This is a genomic window from Bacillus sp. P14.5 (genome assembly GCF_003316765.1).
GTDB lineage: Bacteria > Bacillota > Bacilli > Bacillales > Bacillaceae_B > Rossellomorea.
Genome location: NZ_NIJF01000073.1, coordinates 75,206 through 95,576, shown reverse-complemented (window position 1 = coordinate 95,576; position 20,371 = coordinate 75,206). Strand labels below are relative to the sequence as shown.

Genomic DNA, 20,371 nt, shown 5'->3' with positions numbered 1-20,371 from the left:
GCTTCCTCCTTACTTGATATATTTTTTCAATACATCTTCTGTCACTTTTTTGACAATGCTTTCAATCAGCAGACTGCTGTCCTGAACTGTTTCTTTCTTTTCAGTGTGATTTGTTCCGGGATCACATGTCGGGATACCTCCCGTTTTTATCCCCATCTTACTTCTAATGTCGATTAGATCAGATATTTGAGTACAGCTTAACTCATTGGCTTTATTGATAATATTGTTGGAGTACATGAGCATAAGCGCATAATGTTCCAGTGATTCCATCCTGTAATAGGCTTGGATGAGATCACTCCCCCACGTTAAAGCTCCATGATTAGCTAGAAGGACAGCATTGTAATCTTTGCAGAACGGAGCAATAGAATCCGGAACTTCCTGTGTCCCAGGCGTGGCATATGGAGCCACCGGTACAGTCCCTAAAATGACAACTGCTTCAGGAGAAACCGGCTTATCGAGACTAATGCCGGCAATAGCAAACGATGTTGCAACAGGCGGGTGAGCATGCACAACAGAATTTACATCTGGATTTTCTTGATATACACGCAAGTGCATTTTCACTTCTGACGAGGGTTTAAGTTTTCCTGACAATATTTTTCCTGAAAGGTCCATTTTCACCATCATATCAGGTGTCATGAAACCTTTGCTTACACCAGTAGGTGTTGTCCAGATTGTCTGAGGTCCCACCTTCACTGAGATATTTCCATCGTTGGCAGCAACAAAATTCTTATTATAAACTCTTCTGCCAATTTCACATATTTGCTTTTTTGCCTCAAAATCAGACAAGTATTTAGTGGAAGCCATTTATTTCAACTCCTGACATTTCTTCTGAAATAGGGTTTAAATCAACACGAAAATAAATAAAACCATATTAAGTAATTCAAGTTTCTTACTTTATATTATTTTTGTCAATGTTTTTTTGAGTTTTCTACCAATTTTTGCAACGAAAACAATACAAACAAACACAAAACAACACTAACAATCTCTTTCAACTAACTATCAATCTTCTTATAAAATACCAAGACCGGCCTTAAGAGTATAACTTGATTATATAAAACCAACCAAAAGTGGTATAATTCAAAATAAATATAAGGAAGCAAGGAGTCCACTCATGTTACATATAAAACGAAAATCAAAAATCAAAGAATTGATCATTGAAAAGAAAAGTGTTACTGTCGCCGAATTGAACAAAATGTTCAACGTCACTGAAGAAACCATCCGCCGGGATTTAAAACAACTCGAGGATGAAGGTTTTCTGACCCGCACTTATGGAGGAGCATATATATCAGACGGAGTTCAAAATGACGTCGATGTTAATTTGCGAGAATTCATTCATGTTGAAGGCAAAAAGAAAATTGCTGCTAAGGCCCAATCTTATATAAAAAGCGGTGACTCTATATTTCTGGATGCATCTACCACTTCTCTCGTGATCGCCAGTATACTGACAGATCTAAAATTGACCGTAGTGACAAATTCCATTAAAGTCGTGACAACCTTAATGAACAATCCAAACATTAAACTAGTCATTATCGGAGGCACTTTATCCAGCTCAACTCAGTCAAATCTTGGGAGAACAGCAGAGATCAACATGGAGCATTACTTTTTTGACAGCGCCTTTATTTCATGCCGTTCCGTCAGCAGGCAGCACAGCATTACAGATTCAAATGAACAGCAAGCTGTCATAAGGAAAATCGCTGCTAAACATGCGAATAAGACTTTCTTGATTGCAGATTATACAAAATTCGATAAGACCTCATTCACACGCATCTGCAGCTTCGAAGATGTAAATACCATAATTGTTGATGAAAAATTATCACCTGAATGGCATAGCTTTCTTCATGAAAAAGGAGTAGAGCTAGTGGAATGCGAATAACAAAAGCCGGCATATTAATTGCCGGCTTTCCTCATTCGCTTACAACTTATTTTTTGAACATTTTCGGAAGGCTTTCCGTATAAGGAGCATATGCAATTCCATTTTCAGTAACGATTCCGGTAATCAGTTCATGATCTGTCACGTCAAATGCAGGGTTGTATGTCTGTACTTCCTTTGGGCCCATCGGCTTTTCATACCATTGAGACGTAACTTCCTCAGAAGACCTTAGTTCAATATGGATATCATCACCCGTTTTGCACTCCAGATCAACAGTAGACAACGGTGCACAAACATAGAAAGGTATATTATAGTGTTTAGCAAGAATAGCTACGCCTGATGTTCCAATTTTATTGGCAGAGTCCCCATTAGCTGCAACTCTATCACAGCCAACTAGTACAGCCTGTATTTTCCCTTCCTTCATAACGATGGAAGCCATATTATCACAGATCAAAGTGACATCTACCCCTGCCTCTTTCAATTCCCAAGCAGTCAAACGAGCTCCTTGAAGCAGCGGTCTTGTTTCATCAGCAAAAACCTTAAAATCATATCCCTTTTCCTCACCAAGGTAAATCGGAGCAAGAGCAGTGCCATACTTAGCAGTAGCTATTGTACCTGCATTACAGTGAGTTAAAATTCCCATTCCCGGTTCAAGCACCGACAACGCATACTTACCTATTGACTCGCATACCTTTTCATCTTCTTCCCGAATCATTTCGGACTCTTCTCTCAGTGCAGACTTCACTTCTGAAACAGTTTTGCCTTCTTCTTTTTTGAAGCGGGATTCCATCCTTTCAAGTGCCCAAAAGAGGTTTACTGCAGTCGGCCGAGAAGAAGCCAGGTAGTCCTTTGCTTTTTTGAAATCCTCGTATAGTTCTTCAACTGTAGCTGCTTGTGACATTTTTGTTCCCAGATATACTCCGTAAGCCGCCGCAATCCCAATTGCAGGCGCACCCCGCACCTTTAAATAATAGATCGCTTCCCAAATATCTTCCAGATTCTCTAATTCAAGAAATAACTTTTCATTCGGTAATAGGGTCTGATCCAACAAGATCAGCCTATTCCGTTCATCATCAAGCCTAACCGATCTTATTACATCCACTGGCTTTTCCATTTGCTAACCTCCTAGATTTTCTCAATACTTTCCTTAAGAACTTTTATAAAGTCTTCACCCGTTTTAAGTGTTTCTCTCTCCAATATAAATCTTTTTCCGGCTGTAAGGCATTCTTTTTCTGCTGCAGCGCGCTTTTCCTGTCCCTCAATCAATGTAATGTCCTTAACATGGGCAAGACCGATAATCCGGCGGCAAAGTTCAAGACCAGTAACAGCTGCAGTATCCCGAAGGATGGAATTCAAATAATGTTCCTTGAATCCCAAATATTTAGCAGTGCGGTCAGATGCTTTTTCATCCCAAGCAGTTAGAAACTTTTCTTTAAACAAATCTATAATATCTATTATAGTGTTTTGCAAGTACTCCATTTGATCGTTTCTTTCTTCAGGGGCTGAGGTTGTGTACTTTGTGTTTAGCAGTGCAAAAGTAAGATTGGCAATTACATTTCCGACATCGTAACCAGCTGGACCGTAAAAAGCAAATTCTGGATCAATAACCTTTGTGGAATCTTCTTTTATAAAAATAGATCCAGTATGAAGATCACCATGAAGCAGTGACTGGGCATTTGTCATGAATTCAAATTTTAGTTTTGCTGTTTCCAGCTGTAAATTTTGGTCGTTCCAGATATTCTCTTGAACATACTCCCGCGATGATGGAAAAACATCATTGCGAGGACAATCAAAAAATGGTTCGGTATAAACTAAATCCTCAGTGATTTCGCATAGTTCAGGGTTCATGAAGTTTTTTACAAGATCTTTCTTTTCCTTATGCCCCATAACAACATCTGATGTTAACAAGAGTGTATTCACCATGTAAGTAGTGATATGGTCTGCAAACAATGGAAACTTCTTGTTGTCCATCAATGCCGTACGCATGATTTCATGGTCAGAAAGGTCTTCCATTGCACAACAGTTCATAATGGGATCATAGCAGTACATTTTAGGAACAAAACCTGGAGCCAGCTTATATTGAAGCTCCAAAATCTCGCTTTCAATCCTGTTGCGATCCGGAGAAAGCTTAAACTCATCGGAAATTCTTGCTATAGGTCCCGCCTGTTTAATGATGAGGGACTTATCATTCTTATTATCTATTACTCTAAAAACATAATTAAGATTACCGTCGCCAATTTCCTTGCAAGAAAGCTCAGCATTGTGAGTAAAGTAATTCAGTCTGGTCCTTGCATATTCTACTGCATCATTTTCTGTCATTGTAAAATACTCAGTTGTGAAAGTAGCCATCATTTTCCCACCTTACCTTTGTTTATAGTAAGTAAGCGCTAACGCAAAAGCTAATACGGTTCCTTTTACAATATCCATGGCATAATACGGAACGGACATCATAACCAGACCGTTCGCCAAGATTCCAATCAGCACTGCCCCTACAAAAGTTCCTAATGCATTCGGTTTACCAGCTCCCAAGACGGAGAACCCGATAAATGCCGCTGCTACAGAGTCCATTAGATATGGTGCTCCCGCATTAATTTCCGCAGTCATAACACGGGATGCAAGTACAATCCCGCCTATTGAAGCAAATAATGCTGAAAGCAAATAGGCCGCAACTTTGTATTTATTCACCGGAATACCAGAAAGCCTGGCAGCTTCTTTATTTCCGCCGATTACATACATATATCGGCCATGTTTTGTATAAGTCAAAAGAATATGCACCAACAACACAACAATAACCATAATCAAAATTATCCATGGAACCTGTCCGATTTTTGAAAAGAACGGACTTATTGTTCCTTCTGAAAAACTCCCGTCAGGCATAACCATGTTCTGAGAAACAGTTGCTCCTCTAGTATAGGTTAAGGCAATCCCCTGGATAATGAACATTGTCGCTAATGTCATCAGCATATCCGGAATCTTCATTTTTACAATCATAAATGAGTTAAGCATCCCTACCAAAAGAGACGCGGCAATTGCCGATAGAATCGCAATTAATGTATTCTGAGAGAACCACACAAACATTGAAATCACAACAGCGTTTGATAATGATGCAACAGAACCTACAGAAAGATCGAATCCATTGACAGTAAGGGAAATTGTAATCCCAATGGCAATGATTGTGACGATGGAAATTGACCGCAGGATATTAATGATATTATTTCCCTGAATAAAACTCGGGTTGGTAATCGCAAATATAGCAATCAATACAAAAATAGTAAGAATCGTTCCATATTTATATAAAAAATCAAATAGGTCGAATGCCCTTCTTACTGGCGGGTTAGCTTGGGCAGGATTTGGGTTTGGGTTTGGAACGCTCATCTCACTTGCCTCCTGTTGAATAAAATAATAGCTCTTCTTCGTTAGTAGCCTTCGTTTCAAACTCCCTGGCGATTTCCCCATCATAGACAACATAAACACGGTCTGTAATGCCTATAATTTCTGAGAACTCACAAGAAGCATAAATCACAGCTTTCCCTCTCTGGGCGAGGCCAGAAATTAATTCAAAGATATCTTTTTTCGCACCGACATCAACACCCTTTGTCGGCTCATCGAATATATATACCTCTGCATCTGTCAGCAGCCATTTACCTATTGCCACTTTTTGCTGGTTTCCCCCAGAGAGATTTTGAACTTTAGTATTTTCAGATGGCGTTTTAATTCCAAGGCTTCCTATCATTTCTCTTGCAGTGCTTTTTTCGGTTCTAAAATCAAGTAAACTAAGAAAATTCGAAAATTTATTCAGATTGGCAGAGCTTAAGTTTGTGGAAACCGGCTCCGACACCAGGATTCCCTCTTTTCTACGCTCTTCTGGCACAAGTGCAATCCCCTGAGTTACAGCCTGATGAGGATTTTTGATTCGCAGTGATTTTCCTTTGAGAAGGATTTCCCCGGCAGTTTTCCTGTTAGCCCCAAACAGGGTTTTACAAAGTTCCGTCTTCCCTGCTCCCACCAATCCAGCAATACCAATGACTTCTCCTGCTTTCGCATGCAAAGAAATCCCCTTGATAATCCCTTCATCCTTCAGCCCTTTTACCTCCAGAAGTGTGTCACCTATCGTTACAAAGTGTTTTGGGAATTGATCCTGAAGCTTCTCGCCCAGCATCTGCTCAATCACATTATTAGGCGTTGTTTCCGCTATTTTTCTTTAATAACAAATTTGCCATTTCGCATGACGGTTATGTCGTCACAGATATCAAAAAGCTCAGGCAAACGATGTGAAATGAATATAACTCCTACATTTCGTTCTTTAAGCTCCCTGACGATGCGGAACAATTCATTTGTTTCAGAATGACTTAAAGGAGCAGTAGGCTCATCAAGAATAAGGAATTTGCAGTCTTTCAAAATCGATCTTGCAATCAGAACCATTTGTTTTTCAGCCAACGTTAATTCACTTGCAAGTTTCTTAGTCGATACCTTAACATTCATGCTCTCCAGCACTTCCCCGGCTTTACGGTGAATGTCCTTCCAGCTTATGATTTGCTTTTTCCCCATATCATTTACTGTTTCATTAAGCATGATATTTTCTCCCACTGTCAGGTATGGGATTAAAGCGGTATCCACTTCCTGATACACAATTTGAATCCCATAGTTTTGGGCATCCTTTGGTGAGCGTATATCAATTCTGCGGCCATCAAGGTATATTTCACCACTGTAATGATTATAGGCTCCGGAAAGCACTTTCATTAAAGTCGACTTCCCCGCCCCGTTAGCACCAATCAGTGCATGCGTGGTACCTGTTTCCGTTGAAAAGCTCACATCATCCAAGGCCTTTACTCCTGGAAATTCTATAGTGATATTTTTCATTTCCAGTATTGTTTTAGTCACAGTTTCCCCCACCCTCCGACAATTGCATTGAACCAGATACAGCAAACACTCTCTTAAAGAAGATCTTTAAAAGAGTGCTTTCCTATATATCAACAATCGTAAAAATTAATTACCGTAATGATCTTTTAATACTTTCATCCAGTCTTCATTGAACTCTTCTGATTCACCCCATCCATCAATGATATCCGCAAGACTTTGCATATTTACAGGCTCACTAGAAGATTGAAGAGTTTCCTGGTCAATCACCGACGCCTCAAGGTCATAAGTTTGCGGAGTTTCTTCACCCGCGAGCTTCTTAGCTAGAATTCTCATGTTGATTTCACCAATTAATTTAGGATCAACAGCCGCTGTATACTTCCACGGGCTATTTTCTTCCTGCATTAATTGAAGGTCTGCATTTGATACATCAATTCCGTATATTTTAATTTCTTCTCTTCCAGCTTCTTTAATGGCACGAGCTGCGCCAATCGCAAAGGCATCCCAAGTTGCAAAAATCGCATCAATTTCACCCTTTTTATGCTTATTTAACATTGCAGAAACAGCATTTTGAGTTTGAACAGTTGTATCCGCAGCAGCTACGCCAAACCTCTCAACTTCTTTCAAGCCAGGGTTGTTATCAAGCACTTCATTATATAAATTATTTCTCCTTACCATTGGCGGGAACCCATCTACCCAAAGATAAACAATATTTCCTTCCCCGTTGGTATCTTTGACCAATTCATCTAAAGCTAATTTTGCAAGTGCCTCATCATCCTGTGAAGTCAGCGTCACACCTTCAACATTCATTAAGTCACCATTAGAGTCAAAAGTAACAACACTCTTGCCAGCTTCAGTCAACTTCTTAACATCTTCAACAGTTGCAGCGTCATCACCATGGGAAATAATGAAACCGTCATAGTCTTCTTGAAGGCCTTGAGCAATAGAATCATGGAACTTTGCAGTATCTCCATTGGCAGAAAACACATCAACTTTGAACCCCATTGCTTCCCCTTCAGATTTTGCACCAGCAAGGAACTGAGCAGTATGGTCGTCACCGCCTATTTTTCTTATCACCTTAATTTTCATGTCGTTTCCATCTGCAAACTTTTCAGGTACATTTTCAAAAGAAACTTTTTCATTTCCTTTCGCCGGCTCTGTAGAACCTCCAGACGAACAGCCTGTCAATAATAAAGTCATTGCCACGGCTGATACTGCAGCACGTTTTAGAAAACTACTCTTTTTCATTTTCTCTCCCCCTAAATATTGTTAGATTCCAACTTATCTATGTACCTAGCCAATTTAATACCCAGATAGAGGAATCATCTGTAAAGCGCTTTCATATTGGTAAGATTTTACCACATGAATCTATCTTCTTACAATGTTTTTTTGAATTATTAATAATTTATTTGGTTTTCGTAGTTATTAATGTGTATTTGTACATAAATTCGTTTTGTTTTTTGTTTGTTCATTCTTCTATAATTAAACATTTTTTCTAGTAATCTCAATTACAAATTTGGTGGCAAGAGGTTTTTCAGTAAAATCGTCAGATAGCCTCTTAACCAATCAAAACAATGAATGATAGTTTCAAAGGAGATACAGAGTTGATGGACAAGTTATGGGAATAAAAATGAGATCTGAGCTTTCAAAAAAGCTTGGCTCTATGAAGAAAATTATGAATTCCATATTTTACCGCAATCTTTTCACCAAAATTTTGGTCTATTTAAAGGAAATTCAAGGATTTTTAGCAGTAAGTGGTGAAATAGTTTTTAAGGTTACAATTAAAGATTATTTACGGAGAGTGATTACATATGGAAAGACGAAGTGCGGGAATATCATTTTTCGCCATATCAACAGTTTTAATCTCAATTAAATATATAAGTGAAGCCATGTGGCAAGCTGATGTTGGGGACACCCTTAGTAACGCCAGCTTACTCGCGCTGATTGCAGGGATAATTTATTTAGTTTGGGGAGAGTATGAGGAATTTAATAAAGGTAAAGATAACTAGATGAAAGGTAAAAAGCTTGGGAAACATACCAAGCTTTTTATCATAGTTGAAATATTGACATGTTTAAAAGGGAATCTTAAACTATCCACATCTTCATCCTGTAGGGCTCGCTAGACAGGCTTAGTTTCTATCGATTTTCTGCCTTGAAACCATGGGACAGGTTCCTTGGCCCATTCCAATCAACGTACCTGCCCCCCTTGATTATGTTTTGAAAGGCTAACCGGGGACGGTTCCCGTTCCCTCTCTCTCTACCTGGATACCTTAGCCGTAGACTAATGGTTCGCATCTCCCAATGTCATTTGTACCTACTTACTCACTTTAACTGGTATAAGCCTGTTATTTTGAAACGCAAAAGGAAGCAAGAGATACGCCCCAGCGCTTCTAATGCATCAACACAGTAAGGCATGTCAAAACAGCTATGCTATCAAAATAAAAAGCCCCTAATCATTGTAGGGACTTCTTAGTATACAAGAAACGGCTTCATTTCTTCTTCCGTTAAATCTTTTGGTTCTACTCCATGCTCTTTACAATAGTTGTCCAACGCTCTTATTTTCACTTTAGGAGAATCTATGGAAGCCGGGAATGCAAACACACCATCTGGAAAAGCATTATCAAATCTTTCGATATCTCTTCTGCGCATAATATCACTCCTGGTTCTAGTATGCCCACCTGGAGTTCTTTTAATAATATACCTTGATTTCAATTTGGTCCCTGCCACCATAATACACCTCCCGGAAAATATTGTTCGACAAGTTTTGAAGCTGCAGCGTTATCAAACATAAAATGCTGCCCAAATGTCTGTTTAGCTCCCATATTAAAGTAAAAGGGGTATTTACTGTTTTTGGATGTAAGACCTACATACCCGTCAAACCCTTTATCTAAGCTGTACCAACATGCAAAAGCTATGAGAACTCTTCCCACATTAATATGTGAGCGCTCTAGGTTTAGGACACCCTTTATAAACTTCTTGTTTTGGGGAGCAGATTCAATTATATCTACATCTACACAAAGGAAGTCTTCATCAGGGTTTTCTTTCAAGGCAATAAGACCTTCTACAAAATCGGGATTATTGTTTGTAACTAACCCGAATACCTTAAACTCATGCGATATCGGGTGAAGCCAATTAAATTCCCAGCCAGAATCGGCAAGGTACCTATTACCCTTTATTTCTTCTTTTACCACTTCTCGAAAATAGTAAACAACTGGCTTGTTTGTAGCTGCATCTAATAGCATAGCTCAAATCACTTTCTTTTGATTGTTATTCTATTTTAACATAAAAAGGATAATCTAAGCTGATTGGTATGAAAAATTCTGAAAAATCTAAATAAAAATCACTATGGGAATGCTACTCCCGCTTCAAATCTTCTACCATCACCTCCACCAACGCTTCCTGATAACCAGCTCTTTTCTCCCGTTGGATGCCTTCAGCAACTTTGTTCAAACCAGGATGGCGGAGCTTTTTCAATTGACTTAACCTTTTGTCAGATATTATTTCTTCTGACCTCCCTTCAAGATACGATTTTTCATCCATTCTCCATAATTGAACAGCTTACGGAAACCTGCGTACTGGGACAAAGGGACAGGTGAACTATCCCACGAAAAAATTAGGGACAAGGTCCCACCTGTCCCTAACTAATAGAAATAACTTAATGATAGTTTCGAAGGCGATACAGAGCTGATGGATAAGTTTTGGGAAGTCAGGAAAATGCCTGCCGAGGAGACAGGGCTCTATCCGATTTCGGAGGATGTTCTGGAGTTTGTGGAACGTGGAATTCCTTATGTGTCTGAGAATCCGCAGAAAACTGAGGATTGATCCACATAAATAGGGCCTGCCCCTAAACACCTACATTCTTCCGTGTGCGGGGAACAGGCCATGACTCTATTAACTTTCTTGCTTTACCGGATACTTAACATTGTTCTTCTCAAGTTTCTTATAAACCTCGTCTTCTAAATCCACATCAAGTGAATCTGCCAGCTGCACTAAATAAATTAGCACGTCCGCCATTTCTTCCTTGATATTCTGTCTGGTATCCGCAGCAGCCTCTTCACTCGTTTTCCATTGGAAGTTCTCCAGAAGCTCACTTGCTTCAAGGACGATGGATATCGCCAGGTCCTTTTCCCGGTGGTCGTGCTTCCAGCCGCGGTCGTCTCGGAATTTTAGGATTTCTTTTGTTAGGTTTTGCATGATATCTCCCCTGCTCTCTTCTTTATTTAATTGCAGAGTTCCTATCCGGTCTTGAAATATCCCTCGCAATTTCTATCTATCAACCTCTTAGTATATAATATATGAGGATTCCAGAATTAACTAATTAGTTGCAGCCGGTTCTATTACCAGGAGGGATTTTTTGAGGTTTATAAGGGTTTTATTTATTTTGATTCTTACCATGCTTTTTTCTCAAACTGTTTCAGCAGAGGAGAATAAAGTCACCAAAGTAATAGGTGTGGATACACTAGAGATCAATAACCAAGAAGAAGTTAAATTGTATGGAGTTTCCACTGATATTTATGAAAAGTACCAGAAATTCGCGGAAGTAAATGATATCCGCACTTTTGGAATGGACTATAAAACCGTGGGCGAACTGGAACTCTACACTCTTACAGGCAACGAATTTGCCGAAGTTGATGCTATCAAAGAAATTGAAAAGCTTCTTTTGAATAAAAGCGTACACTTAAAAGAAATGGACAATAACCAGTACCTTGTATACTTTTCTGAAGAGGACACCTACAGTTTTAACCAATTAATCCTTGCGAATGGATATGGGTCTTTAAATAAAAATATCGATTCTGACTATAAAATGGATTTCTTATTAGAAGAAAAAAACGCCAAGGATAACAGTTTTGGCGTCTGGAATATCAGTTTTATTTCAGCAGGTTCCGGTAGTTCCGAGACCACCCTGCCTGGTACTATCTATATTTTTCTATCTGTTTTCTTCATTCTTAATTTTTTTATCTTTATCTTTTCTGTGAAAAAATTATCTTCCATACCGAGTTGGAGCGGCTTACTATATGGCCTGACATCACTCCTCCTCATTCCTTTTCCGGCAATGGTTTTCTCGTTACAATACGAGCTCGCAGCTAAAATCTTTTTAGCACTACTTTTTTTAGGCATAGGATTCATCTTCTATTATTTATCCATTTTCATCATCAAACATAAAGAAGTCCTGACCATACCAAAGCTCCTTGGATTAATAGTAGGTGCGGTCTTCATTATCATTTCCTTTTTCGCTATAGTATATAGTACATTTGATCATCCACGCTTTATATCTGTATTAGAACAAGGATTCACTAAGAACCAAATACTTTCAGACACAAGAGTACTTGGCGGAGATCATATTTACGTAAATGACAATAAAGACTCCTTCAACCAATATGCCGACTATATTTACTTTAGCGGTACAACGTTTTTCGGCGGTTCCTATGGTGATGTTTTACCAAAGGGAAACATTCGCTTCATCGTACTCATTGAAATGCTGACCAGCTTCTTATTGCAGTTAGTATTTTTCGGGATAATCATTAACATAGTTTACGAAAAATTCACGGCACACCGCTCCCAGACCTCAGCAGCAAAGACAGCTGATAAACCAGAAGTTAAACAAGAGTCGTTTGAAGAATCAGGATTGCCGGTTGAAAATGGCATTGCAAGTGAGAAAAAGTCTAGTAACAACTCAACTTTATTAACCTTAATAGTAGTCCTATTAGGGGTACTATTTTCTAAAAAACAGGACAAATAAGAAAAACAAAGCAACCTGCATTGATAGTTGGTTGCTTTGTTCTTTATTCTAAAAGCTTAGCATACTAGTATGTTTCAACTTCATCAAATTCAGTATAAGTACATAAACTGAAGTAAATACCTAGGAAGTGTTTTCACTCTCTAAACTCACACCAATGCCCTCAAAACATCAGCCGATTCCTTAATAAACCCAGACCAGCAATCTTGCTTTTTTGCCCACTGAGTAACATTCTGATCGCCTGCTGACTCCCTTAGATAATTTAGAGCATTAGCAGCAATTATCCTAACTACATCTCTCCATTCTTCAGAAAGCCCTTGCTTATCCCAAACATCAATTAGGGAAATACGCTCCTTGTATAGATGACCGAGCATAGCAACAGTGTAGTAAATAACATTTGCTCTGTAACCTTTTAGTTTCATTTCATCAACTACATCGGAAACATAGGCATTGATGAGCCTTCTAGCAATAAGTTCCTTGTAAAAGTCGCTGCTGATATTTTGTACCTGCTTAGTGGCTTCTCCATCTTCATTAGTAGTCAGGCTTTGCTTCCAATACTGGCTGTTTAAGTCCATAAACTTCTTGAAAGCTTCCTCTCCGCCTTTACTTGAAACGTGAGGATGCCCCTCCCAAGACATAAAGTACTTTGCTAATTCTACCTTTTTTAGAACTTTCTCTTTTGGGTACATCTTTTTAAATGCTGTTTGTTCTTTCCCTTTTGAACGTCTGCTAATATCAACCATGTATTGGCCTCTGGCACGCTCAAAATACCATTTCGATTCTTCTTTACGGTTATCAAAAGTTGGTATCCATGTATTACGAGATAGCTTTTCAATATCTGACATAAACCTTGTATTAGCCATGAGATCAGACTTATTTATTTTATTTTGTGTATTTGCATATTCAGAGATTTTTGCAATAAGTTGATCTTCTACATCATGACGATCAACATTCTGATCTGCATTTGCCTCACCTGTATTTAAAATGGTTAATTTGGTTTGTACATATACTCCTTCGAGATCAATGTCATTCTTGAACGCCTGATGAATAGAAGCTGTTGTTTGACCTCCGTTGACAATTTGCCAACCAGTTAAGGATTTAATCTCGTAAAGATTTGAATCCCCTATTTGAATAATGTCACCTGATTTTGCAACACTTGAAATACCATTGTTATAGGCGACAAACAGCTCTCGTTGCTCGGGATCTTTTAAAGTATCTCGTATACCTTTGTTAGTACCACCGCGAGCTTGTAAAAACGAACGCACATTTCTCTCTACCAGTTTCGGCCCCCAGTCATCATAAAGTTTTGCTAGCAGGCTGGCAGGAATAGCACCAATGTAGCAAACTATTAAACCATTTCCTTCAGGGTTGGGAACGTGCATTAATTGAATGGTTGAGTTATACTCTTCTTCAAATTGAATATCAAAGTCTCTTATTCCTTGCTCTGCTTCAGAGAGTTTATATACTCTATCCATATCCCAGACATGTACATTAACTGTTTCTATTCCAGGAATAGATAAATCTATTGGTTTATTTGTAAGATAAAATTTACTAGAAACTACAAATATATTTACTTCCTCTATCTCATTACGATTACTTCTAATTAACTTAATTAGATCAAGAAATTCCATCGATTTATCTGCTATCTCTAAGATAGAGTCAACGTTGGTAAAGAATCTTTTCGCTTTGTTTGCGACTTCTTTAATTGTGGTCATATTTACTACCGGTATAGAATCATTCTCAAATAATGGCTCATAATCAACAACATAGAGATTAAGGACATTCGTATCTTCAAAGTATAAATACCCGTTTATTTGGAGCTTTAAATCCCGCTTAGCATAGTAAATGAGTGTAGGCTCGTCCTCCATATTGATATACGGAAGAACCTCTTGCAAAAAAGGTGTTTGTCTTGATCCCATTACATTTGCCTTCTGCTCGACAGTGTCTAAGAATTCTTGTAAAAACTCTAGTTTTCGTTTATCTTCAATCATTTCTCTACTTCCTTTTATTCAACTTAAACACGTCTTCCACATCTACTATGAATTCCTCACAGTGAGATAGGTCTAGGGAATAAGAAATCCTGCTTACACCTTTAGGAAGCTGTTTCGATTCTATTCTAGGAAACTTCTCTTTTACTTCGTAGGCTAATTCTTCATGCACAAAAAATAATTGCTGTTATACTCATCCACCTTAATATTATTAAATAGAAGTATTTCTCTAAATTTAACCGCAAGTGATGGAGCTTTTTTAATAAGCTTCTCTTCAATACTTTTTGTAATATTTTCTAAAGTGCAGCCAACTGTGTCGTTCTTCTCAATTTTAAGTACGTATAGAAATAACTCGTTAATGACTGGATTTAACTCTAACTGTTTCTCACTGGAAATCTTGACTTCATCCCTTATCTTTGGGGAGAGAGTTTTAATCTCTATACCACTTTTTTTTCTTACAAAGTCTATCCTGAATCTTAAGGGTCCCTTCCAATCATTAATGATTAAAGGAGGATCTGATGGGAAAATTTCCAGCCATTTGTTGATATAATATAATTCTCCAAACAAACCCGCTTCCTCTTCTTCAGAAAGTTTTGCGTCCCATTTCTTTTTAAAGAAATTATGCCATCTATCTAGCACTTCATATATCGAGGTATACAAAGGTAACTCTTCGTCTACTAGAATATGATCCACGATATTCTGCAGCACATTTTCAAATATATCGTCACTCTCATCAACTTCCTGTGATATAACCAAAAAATTTTTTCTTTTAATGGTCCAATTCTGGCAAAGTACTCTTGATTAATATGGATTCCTCTCCACATTGGAAATGCTTTTAGTTGTTCAGAATTCCAATTTTCATTAGTAATATCTATATATAATCGCTTTTGATTATTTAATAAATCTAACCCTATTAAAAGGTAAGGCTTCTGAAAATGGATTGGTTCTAGCTGGTATACATCTTTATTTTCATCTTTTGATGCTCGTTCCACTAGTGTGTTAAAACTATTGGATATATTTATCATATTATTTATTCCTTCCAACTGTTCGATTATGAACGTACCCATTACTAGTTTGGGCTCTTTCACCGGATCTTGAAGGTTCCAATTCAATATCTGGGAATGAGAGAGCTATCCCTATTGGTACTAGATTCTCACTAAAGTTAATATTTAACTTCTTAAATGGTTCCACAGCTGGATGCAATGGATATATCATAAGAACTGGGTTCTCTTTGTTCCGTAGTTCTCTATTTTCAGATTTGTTATTAGAGCTGCCTTCAATATCAACAAACTCTTGATTAGAAGCAACAATTGCTCCTAGATCTACTAGTCTATTAACTTTTCCTTTATCTCTGGCGATACTTCTTAATACAGCACTCTCAATTGATATAGGACCTAAGTTTACTTTCCATTTTTTTATATTCTTTTCTTTTACTTGTGCTGTTTTCAAGGTGCTAGGTGTGACATCTACAACAACTACATTGAATGTGTTCAACTTTCCTTTATCATTTAAATCATCTATATAATTAGCTATTTTCTTACTATTTACCTTTGAAGCAGTTATACTAGTTTGATAATTAGACAAAAATTCAATAATAGTTGTACTTGGTATTTGTTTAGCTATATGATAACGAGTAGAACCTTCTTTCACCTTAAATTGTTCATCAATATTATGGAGTAATTTAAGAGTTGCCTCCATGTTCCTATCATAGAAAGCCTTATCCTTATCAAAGATACGAGTTTGTTGAAGGCTGTTTGAGTAATTTGGAGTTTTTTCCGCAGCCCTCATTTTATTTGGACTAGTAACACTCATGCTCTCGTGATCTTTCATTTTAGCAGCATACTCTTCTGGAGTAACATCTAACTTATCATATTTTTTGAATTCTTCTCTTAGTTCACTCATTACATTCGATAGGTGTTCAAAGTTATCTGCGAGATCTTTACTTGTATAAATACGGCATAGATCCATATAACCTTTTCGATACCCAAACCATCTTCCCATCTGCATTAGCGAATCATACATGGCACTGTTTCGGTAGTAATAGGAAATGGATAATCCATCTAAGGTTAATCCTCTTGATAGCTTGTTCCCGCCAATTACAATTACATTTAATCCATTTTCTTTATGCTTTTCATATTCTAGCGCATCATCACTCTCACCGTTTATTTCCATGACTTCCACTTTACCAATAATCTTTCGAACTTCTATAAAGACTTCAACCCAAGGGTAAACTTTTGGGTTTTCTTCAGACAAATCAATAAATGATTGAACTGGAATAATATCTTCTTCATACAAATCTCTTAATTTATCTATATACTTACTATCCGAATCGTAAAGTACTTCATTAGATAATTTTTTATAAAACTTTTCAATAACGCTGCACATGGTATTCTGTATATCCGTAAACCTACTAGTGTGTATAAGCATAGAATTATGTTCGTTCTTATGCCCTCTAAGATTTCTAATAGCTATTGTTAATAAAAATGAAAGAACAGCCTCCTCCATAGTTGGGGGAACTTGTTTAAATATATCTGTATCATCTTTACTTGTTATATCATCTAGTAAACTAACATCTGTTTCACTAAGATATCTAATATACATTGGCTTATTATCTTCCATATATCCTGATGTGTTAAAGAACTCGTCTGGGCCGCAATAGTCCTTAGGCTTAGGCAGAGATATTGCAAAGTCTTTTGGGTATAAGTCCATTCCAACATCTTTGTGGTTCGCCTCAGCGTTAATTAATAAATTCGCGAACGGTGTAGCAGTATACCCCACATAGGCCTTTTTATCGAACAAGCTTAATAGCTCTCTAATCTGCTTGTTTATAGTGCTTGGTTTGGTTTTATTACCTGTATCAACACTAGCTTGGTCAGCCTCATCATCAATGATTAAAGTTGGCGGATTAACACCGGACATATTGATACTATTTCTAATCAAGTCGATAAGATTTAGAAGTACATCCTTATGTTTTTTTACAACTGCCAATATAGGCTTTTCTAAGTTTCTAATCCCTATGGCATTTGCTGTTGAGATATCTTCTTGTGGGGTGGTCCATGTTTCTATTTGTGTACCACCAGTTTTTATCTTAGCTACCCCTTGCCTTTCATTTGTGATAGGATCTATGGTCCCTACAACCTCTTTTTCTAGTCGGAGCTGAGTTTGAGTCCTTAAGTCATTGTGCATTCCTGCTAATACAATTATCAGTTTATAACCAACATCAAAAGCTTTATTGATAAGCCCTGTAAAATTAGCTGTCTTACCTGATTGAACATAACCCAATACTAATCCCCTATTATCAAAGTTCTCTTTTGCCTTCGGGTTACCTATACAATCTAGTATCTCATTGGTAGAAATATCTATAGAACTGACAGTATCTTCTTCCCAGTTCTTCTCATTTAGAAGATACTTTTCATATCTTGGCCAGAAATATGAATACCCCCTAGAATCCCCTCCCCAATTAAATGCTTCAGGGCCTTTTAACACACCAGGTTTTTCTACATTAAAAGAACCGTACTTTGCGTAAGCTTCCAAGGCCAAGCCTTCCCTTAATTCATCATCTATTTGACCCCATTTTTTAATGAGGTTTTTTTCTGTATCCTTGATTGCTTGATTTAATGGGTCTTCCATATCAAAGTTTTTGTATAGTTTGTGTAAATCATCAACCATAATCATATAGCTTGCTCTATCAAAATTTGACACTAGCATCAACTTCTTTCTGCAATATATCTTTTATTGTATGAATCTCTATGCTCTCAAATCCGCTCATTAATGATATGGACTCGGAGATTTGATCCAGGCTTGCTTCCATTCCGGAATTCATAAGTATTTCTGCATACTCAATGATTGTTTTTCTCTGGCTTTCATCGACCGTTTGCCTCTCCTGTTTAACCATTGATTCTGTCTTCAATAGATTGTTTGGTGATCCTAACTCAATTAACTTTAGATAGAGATTTAATTTCCGTTTTACTCCATCATCTAACTCCTTTAAAATATGCATCAATACAGGGTGGTTCCTGTTAAGCACGTAATTGCTAATATTTTCATCAGATTGTAATTCCCAAGTATTCAAAGAACCTTTAACTTTTTCACCGGTTCGTGATGCTCTAGTTCTATACAGCATTATTTCTTGAGAAAGTTGTCTATAGTATTTCGCAATTGCTGCTAAAGCTTCCTTAATATCTTCTGGGATGGTGACAGTGGATTTCTTGACGTCTAACTTCCACTCTTCATCAGCTTCATTTGTAAAATCCACTTTTATTCTGACTAGTTCTGAGATTGCATCTTTAGGAAACAATCCAAACCAATCGCCAAATGAAACCAATCTATCCTCTCTATAAATGTAAAAACCTTGGTGATCTCTCCATCCTTTAATGCCACCTGCTTCTCTATGCTCCTTCTTATTAAAAGTTGATGGGTGTGGAAGTACATAAGGAGTAACCACTACCTTTTTTCCATTTAACTGAAGATATTGAACCTCACCTTCATAACATCTAGGATTCCCTTCTAAGAATGGGTTCCATCTTAGCAGTTGATTACCGTTAATCTCTATGAGAATTTCTCTTTCTAACAAAACGTGAAAAACCAACTCTAGATACTTCTGAATACGATTCACCTTACTATAGAAACTACTTGATTTGACTATATTTTTAGTCCCATAACCACAGAATCTATCTAGTTTATCTATAAGCACAACAGTTCCGTTATCGCCCTGTATTTCATCAAAACTCAAGGAAATATCTTCAGGAATCGAGGTATACAGCAGCCATTCATTCTTTTCACTAACATGGTCCAAGTCCCAACACCTAACAGAAACCTTAGAGTCCTTTTTGCTAACAACAGTTAATCTCTTCCCTAAAGAAAAAGCAGCAGTTTTTAACCCCATTCCAAATCTACCTAATTCATCACGCTCGCGTCTATCTCTTGGGTCTTTAGATCCAATGGTCATTGCTGTTTGTAGTTCCTTATCATCCATACCATTACCATTATCTATAATTTTAATAGAGCCGTTACCTTCGTTATATGAAAATTCAAGGCTAATATTAAGTGCTTTTGCATCAATACTATTGTCTATTAAATCAGCTATAGCTGTCTGAGAGTTGTATCCAATACTTCTTAATGCCTGAATCACAGGAGCAGCCGATGGTTGTGTTGTTACTTCATTCATATAGTTCACCTATTTCCAATTGGATTCCATATACATTATTCTAGCAGGTTTAATACTTAAATACAGCTGCTCCTTAGATTCCTGTTATCAAATGCAAGTATTTGAAGAACATTTTTTTAATTTCCTATTTATTTATTGTTTCTTCGATCCTTTTGAAGGGAAAAATTTATGTATATGAAAGAGGGATTTGATATATATGACTGACAACCTTACTAGAGAACAAAGGACGAAAAATATGAAAGCAATAAGGTCACAATCTAAATTAGAAAATAGAGTTTCGCGAGAGTTATGGCAAAAAGGAATTCGGTTCAGGAAGAATGTTAAATCTCTGCCTGGAAAGCCAGACATTGCAATTAAGAAATATAAAGTAGTCATATTTATCGACTCGTGCTTTTGGCATGTCTGTCCTTCGCATGGAAATATGCCGAAATCAAATCAGGATTATTGGTTGAAAAAATTAAAGAGGAACCAGGAAAGGGACAAGGAAATAAACAAATATTACCTTGAAAATAATTGGGAGCTTATACGAATTTGGGAACATGAATTTAAAAAGGATTATGACCTTACCATAGATAAAGTGGTCTCCTTTATAAAACATGCTAAAGAATAAAACTCTTAATTCTTCAGGTAAATCAACCCACAAAGCAAAAAAGAAATTAATCTGGAATGTCAACTAGACACCACGCCCCTCCTGGTTTTATAATAAATAGTTGCTCTATCACCACTTTTAGACTATGCTGCTTATATAAGAA

The 20,371-nt window shown here is 37.3% G+C and carries 17 protein-coding genes and 3 pseudogenes; 5 read left to right on the top strand and 15 right to left on the bottom strand.

Annotated features, from left to right (window positions below; genetic code table 11):
- Positions 1-9: 9 nt before the first annotated feature.
- A complete protein-coding gene (locus tag B9Z54_RS13105; RefSeq protein WP_113928823.1) occupies positions 10-804 on the bottom strand; it encodes a class II aldolase/adducin family protein in 795 nt (264 codons plus the stop codon).
- Between the two features lie 307 nt (positions 805-1,111).
- Between B9Z54_RS13105 and B9Z54_RS13100 the strand changes: the two genes are divergently transcribed.
- Positions 1,112-1,873 carry a DeoR/GlpR family DNA-binding transcription regulator gene (locus B9Z54_RS13100; protein ID WP_113928822.1) on the top strand — a complete coding sequence of 254 codons (762 nt, stop codon included), beginning with the start codon at positions 1,112-1,114 and terminating at the stop codon, positions 1,871-1,873.
- 46 nt (positions 1,874-1,919) lie between these two features.
- Here the strand turns inward: B9Z54_RS13100 and mtnA are convergent, their stop codons facing one another.
- From mtnA to B9Z54_RS13075, 5 genes and pseudogenes are all read right to left on the bottom strand, one after another.
- Positions 1,920-2,984, bottom strand: coding sequence for an S-methyl-5-thioribose-1-phosphate isomerase (mtnA, locus tag B9Z54_RS13095; protein ID WP_113928821.1), 1,065 nt, complete (start codon positions 2,982-2,984; stop codon positions 1,920-1,922).
- 11 nt (positions 2,985-2,995) lie between these two features.
- The gene (mtnK, locus tag B9Z54_RS13090; RefSeq protein WP_113928820.1) at positions 2,996-4,219 is read right to left on the bottom strand and encodes an S-methyl-5-thioribose kinase; all 1,224 of its coding nucleotides are present in this window, start codon (positions 4,217-4,219) and stop codon (positions 2,996-2,998) included.
- Positions 4,220-4,231: 12 nt separating this feature from the next.
- Positions 4,232-5,245 (bottom strand): ABC transporter permease, encoded by a 1,014-nt coding sequence (locus B9Z54_RS13085; RefSeq protein WP_113928819.1) that lies wholly within the window; start codon positions 5,243-5,245, stop codon positions 4,232-4,234.
- 1 nt (position 5,246) lies between these two features.
- A pseudogene (locus tag B9Z54_RS13080) lies at positions 5,247-6,730 on the bottom strand (sugar ABC transporter ATP-binding protein).
- Positions 6,731-6,856: 126 nt separating this feature from the next.
- Positions 6,857-7,975, bottom strand: a complete 1,119-nt coding sequence (locus B9Z54_RS13075; protein ID WP_113928818.1) for a sugar ABC transporter substrate-binding protein — start codon at positions 7,973-7,975, stop codon at positions 6,857-6,859.
- Positions 7,976-8,538: 563 nt separating this feature from the next.
- On the opposite strand from B9Z54_RS13075, the gene B9Z54_RS13070 reads away from it, so the two are divergent.
- Positions 8,539-8,736 (top strand): hypothetical protein, encoded by a 198-nt coding sequence (locus B9Z54_RS13070; RefSeq protein WP_113928817.1) that lies wholly within the window; start codon positions 8,539-8,541, stop codon positions 8,734-8,736.
- Positions 8,737-9,196: 460 nt separating this feature from the next.
- On the opposite strand, the gene B9Z54_RS13065 is transcribed toward B9Z54_RS13070, so the two are convergent.
- From B9Z54_RS13065 to B9Z54_RS13055, 3 genes and pseudogenes are all read right to left on the bottom strand, one after another.
- Positions 9,197-9,376 carry a hypothetical protein gene (locus tag B9Z54_RS13065; protein WP_240189913.1) on the bottom strand — a complete coding sequence of 60 codons (180 nt, stop codon included), beginning with the start codon at positions 9,374-9,376 and terminating at the stop codon, positions 9,197-9,199.
- A gap of 59 nt (positions 9,377-9,435) precedes the next feature.
- The gene (locus B9Z54_RS13060) at positions 9,436-9,969 is read right to left on the bottom strand and encodes a hypothetical protein (RefSeq protein ID WP_113928815.1); all 534 of its coding nucleotides are present in this window, start codon (positions 9,967-9,969) and stop codon (positions 9,436-9,438) included.
- Between the two features lie 112 nt (positions 9,970-10,081).
- A pseudogene (locus B9Z54_RS13055) lies at positions 10,082-10,270 on the bottom strand (TIGR02679 family protein); the annotation flags it as partial.
- 114 nt (positions 10,271-10,384) lie between these two features.
- Between B9Z54_RS13055 and B9Z54_RS13050 the strand changes: the two are divergent.
- A pseudogene (locus B9Z54_RS13050) lies at positions 10,385-10,549 on the top strand (MerR family transcriptional regulator); the annotation flags it as partial.
- Positions 10,550-10,618: 69 nt separating this feature from the next.
- On the opposite strand, the gene B9Z54_RS13045 reads toward B9Z54_RS13050, so the two are convergent.
- Complete coding sequence (locus B9Z54_RS13045) at positions 10,619-10,924, bottom strand: nucleotide pyrophosphohydrolase (protein ID WP_113928929.1); 306 nt, start codon at positions 10,922-10,924, stop codon at positions 10,619-10,621.
- A 157-nt stretch (positions 10,925-11,081) separates the two neighbouring features.
- Here B9Z54_RS13045 and B9Z54_RS13040 point away from each other — a divergent pair, with 157 nt between their 5' ends.
- Positions 11,082-12,467 (top strand): ion channel, encoded by a 1,386-nt coding sequence (locus B9Z54_RS13040; RefSeq protein WP_113928813.1) that lies wholly within the window; start codon positions 11,082-11,084, stop codon positions 12,465-12,467.
- A gap of 146 nt (positions 12,468-12,613) precedes the next feature.
- On the opposite strand, the gene B9Z54_RS13035 is transcribed toward B9Z54_RS13040, so the two are convergent.
- The 5 genes from B9Z54_RS13035 to B9Z54_RS13020 all read right to left on the bottom strand — a co-directional run bounded on the left by B9Z54_RS13035 (position 12,614) and on the right by B9Z54_RS13020 (position 19,619).
- Positions 12,614-14,455, bottom strand: a complete 1,842-nt coding sequence (locus B9Z54_RS13035) for an AIPR family protein (protein ID WP_113928812.1) — start codon at positions 14,453-14,455, stop codon at positions 12,614-12,616.
- Positions 14,456-14,459: 4 nt separating this feature from the next.
- On the bottom strand, positions 14,460-14,624 hold the full coding sequence (locus tag B9Z54_RS26215; protein WP_275887809.1) for a PD-(D/E)XK motif protein: 165 nt from the start codon (positions 14,622-14,624) through the stop codon (positions 14,460-14,462).
- On the bottom strand, positions 14,609-15,208 hold the full coding sequence (locus tag B9Z54_RS13030; RefSeq protein ID WP_275887808.1) for a PD-(D/E)XK motif protein: 600 nt from the start codon (positions 15,206-15,208) through the stop codon (positions 14,609-14,611). The genes B9Z54_RS26215 and B9Z54_RS13030 overlap by 16 nt, the downstream gene beginning before the upstream one ends.
- Positions 15,209-15,478: 270 nt before the next feature.
- Positions 15,479-18,154: a Z1 domain-containing protein gene (locus tag B9Z54_RS13025; protein WP_345840727.1), complete on the bottom strand. Its 2,676-nt coding sequence runs from the start codon at positions 18,152-18,154 to the stop codon at positions 15,479-15,481.
- Positions 18,141-19,619: an ATP-binding protein gene (locus B9Z54_RS13020; RefSeq protein WP_113928810.1), complete on the bottom strand. Its 1,479-nt coding sequence runs from the start codon at positions 19,617-19,619 to the stop codon at positions 18,141-18,143. Before B9Z54_RS13020 ends, B9Z54_RS13025 begins: the two co-directional genes overlap by 14 nt.
- A gap of 196 nt (positions 19,620-19,815) precedes the next feature.
- On the opposite strand from B9Z54_RS13020, the gene B9Z54_RS13015 reads away from it, so the two are divergent.
- On the top strand, positions 19,816-20,229 hold the full coding sequence (locus B9Z54_RS13015; RefSeq protein WP_113928809.1) for a very short patch repair endonuclease: 414 nt from the start codon (positions 19,816-19,818) through the stop codon (positions 20,227-20,229).
- Positions 20,230-20,371: the final 142 nt, after the last annotated feature.

Bases quoted from the DNA above. Each gene is read 5' to 3' on its own strand.
- B9Z54_RS13100 (WP_113928822.1), top strand. From the start codon at position 1,112: ATGTTACATATAAAACGAAAATCAAAAATCAAAGAATTGATCATTGAA.
- mtnK (WP_113928820.1), bottom strand. From the start codon at position 4,219: ATGGCTACTTTCACAACTGAGTATTTTACAATGACAGAAAATGATGCA.
- B9Z54_RS13035 (WP_113928812.1), bottom strand. From the start codon at position 14,455: ATGATTGAAGATAAACGAAAACTAGAGTTTTTACAAGAATTCTTAGAC.
- mtnA (WP_113928821.1), bottom strand. From the start codon at position 2,984: ATGGAAAAGCCAGTGGATGTAATAAGATCGGTTAGGCTTGATGATGAA.
- B9Z54_RS13085 (WP_113928819.1), bottom strand. From the start codon at position 5,245: ATGAGCGTTCCAAACCCAAACCCAAATCCTGCCCAAGCTAACCCGCCA.
- B9Z54_RS13065 (WP_240189913.1), bottom strand. From the start codon at position 9,376: ATGCGCAGAAGAGATATCGAAAGATTTGATAATGCTTTTCCAGATGGT.
- B9Z54_RS13020 (WP_113928810.1), bottom strand. From the start codon at position 19,619: ATGAATGAAGTAACAACACAACCATCGGCTGCTCCTGTGATTCAGGCA.
- B9Z54_RS13060 (WP_113928815.1), bottom strand. From the start codon at position 9,969: ATGCTATTAGATGCAGCTACAAACAAGCCAGTTGTTTACTATTTTCGA.
- B9Z54_RS13105 (WP_113928823.1), bottom strand. From the start codon at position 804: ATGGCTTCCACTAAATACTTGTCTGATTTTGAGGCAAAAAAGCAAATA.
- B9Z54_RS13070 (WP_113928817.1), top strand. From the start codon at position 8,539: ATGGAAAGACGAAGTGCGGGAATATCATTTTTCGCCATATCAACAGTT.
- B9Z54_RS13075 (WP_113928818.1), bottom strand. From the start codon at position 7,975: ATGAAAAAGAGTAGTTTTCTAAAACGTGCTGCAGTATCAGCCGTGGCA.
- B9Z54_RS13015 (WP_113928809.1), top strand. From the start codon at position 19,816: ATGACTGACAACCTTACTAGAGAACAAAGGACGAAAAATATGAAAGCA.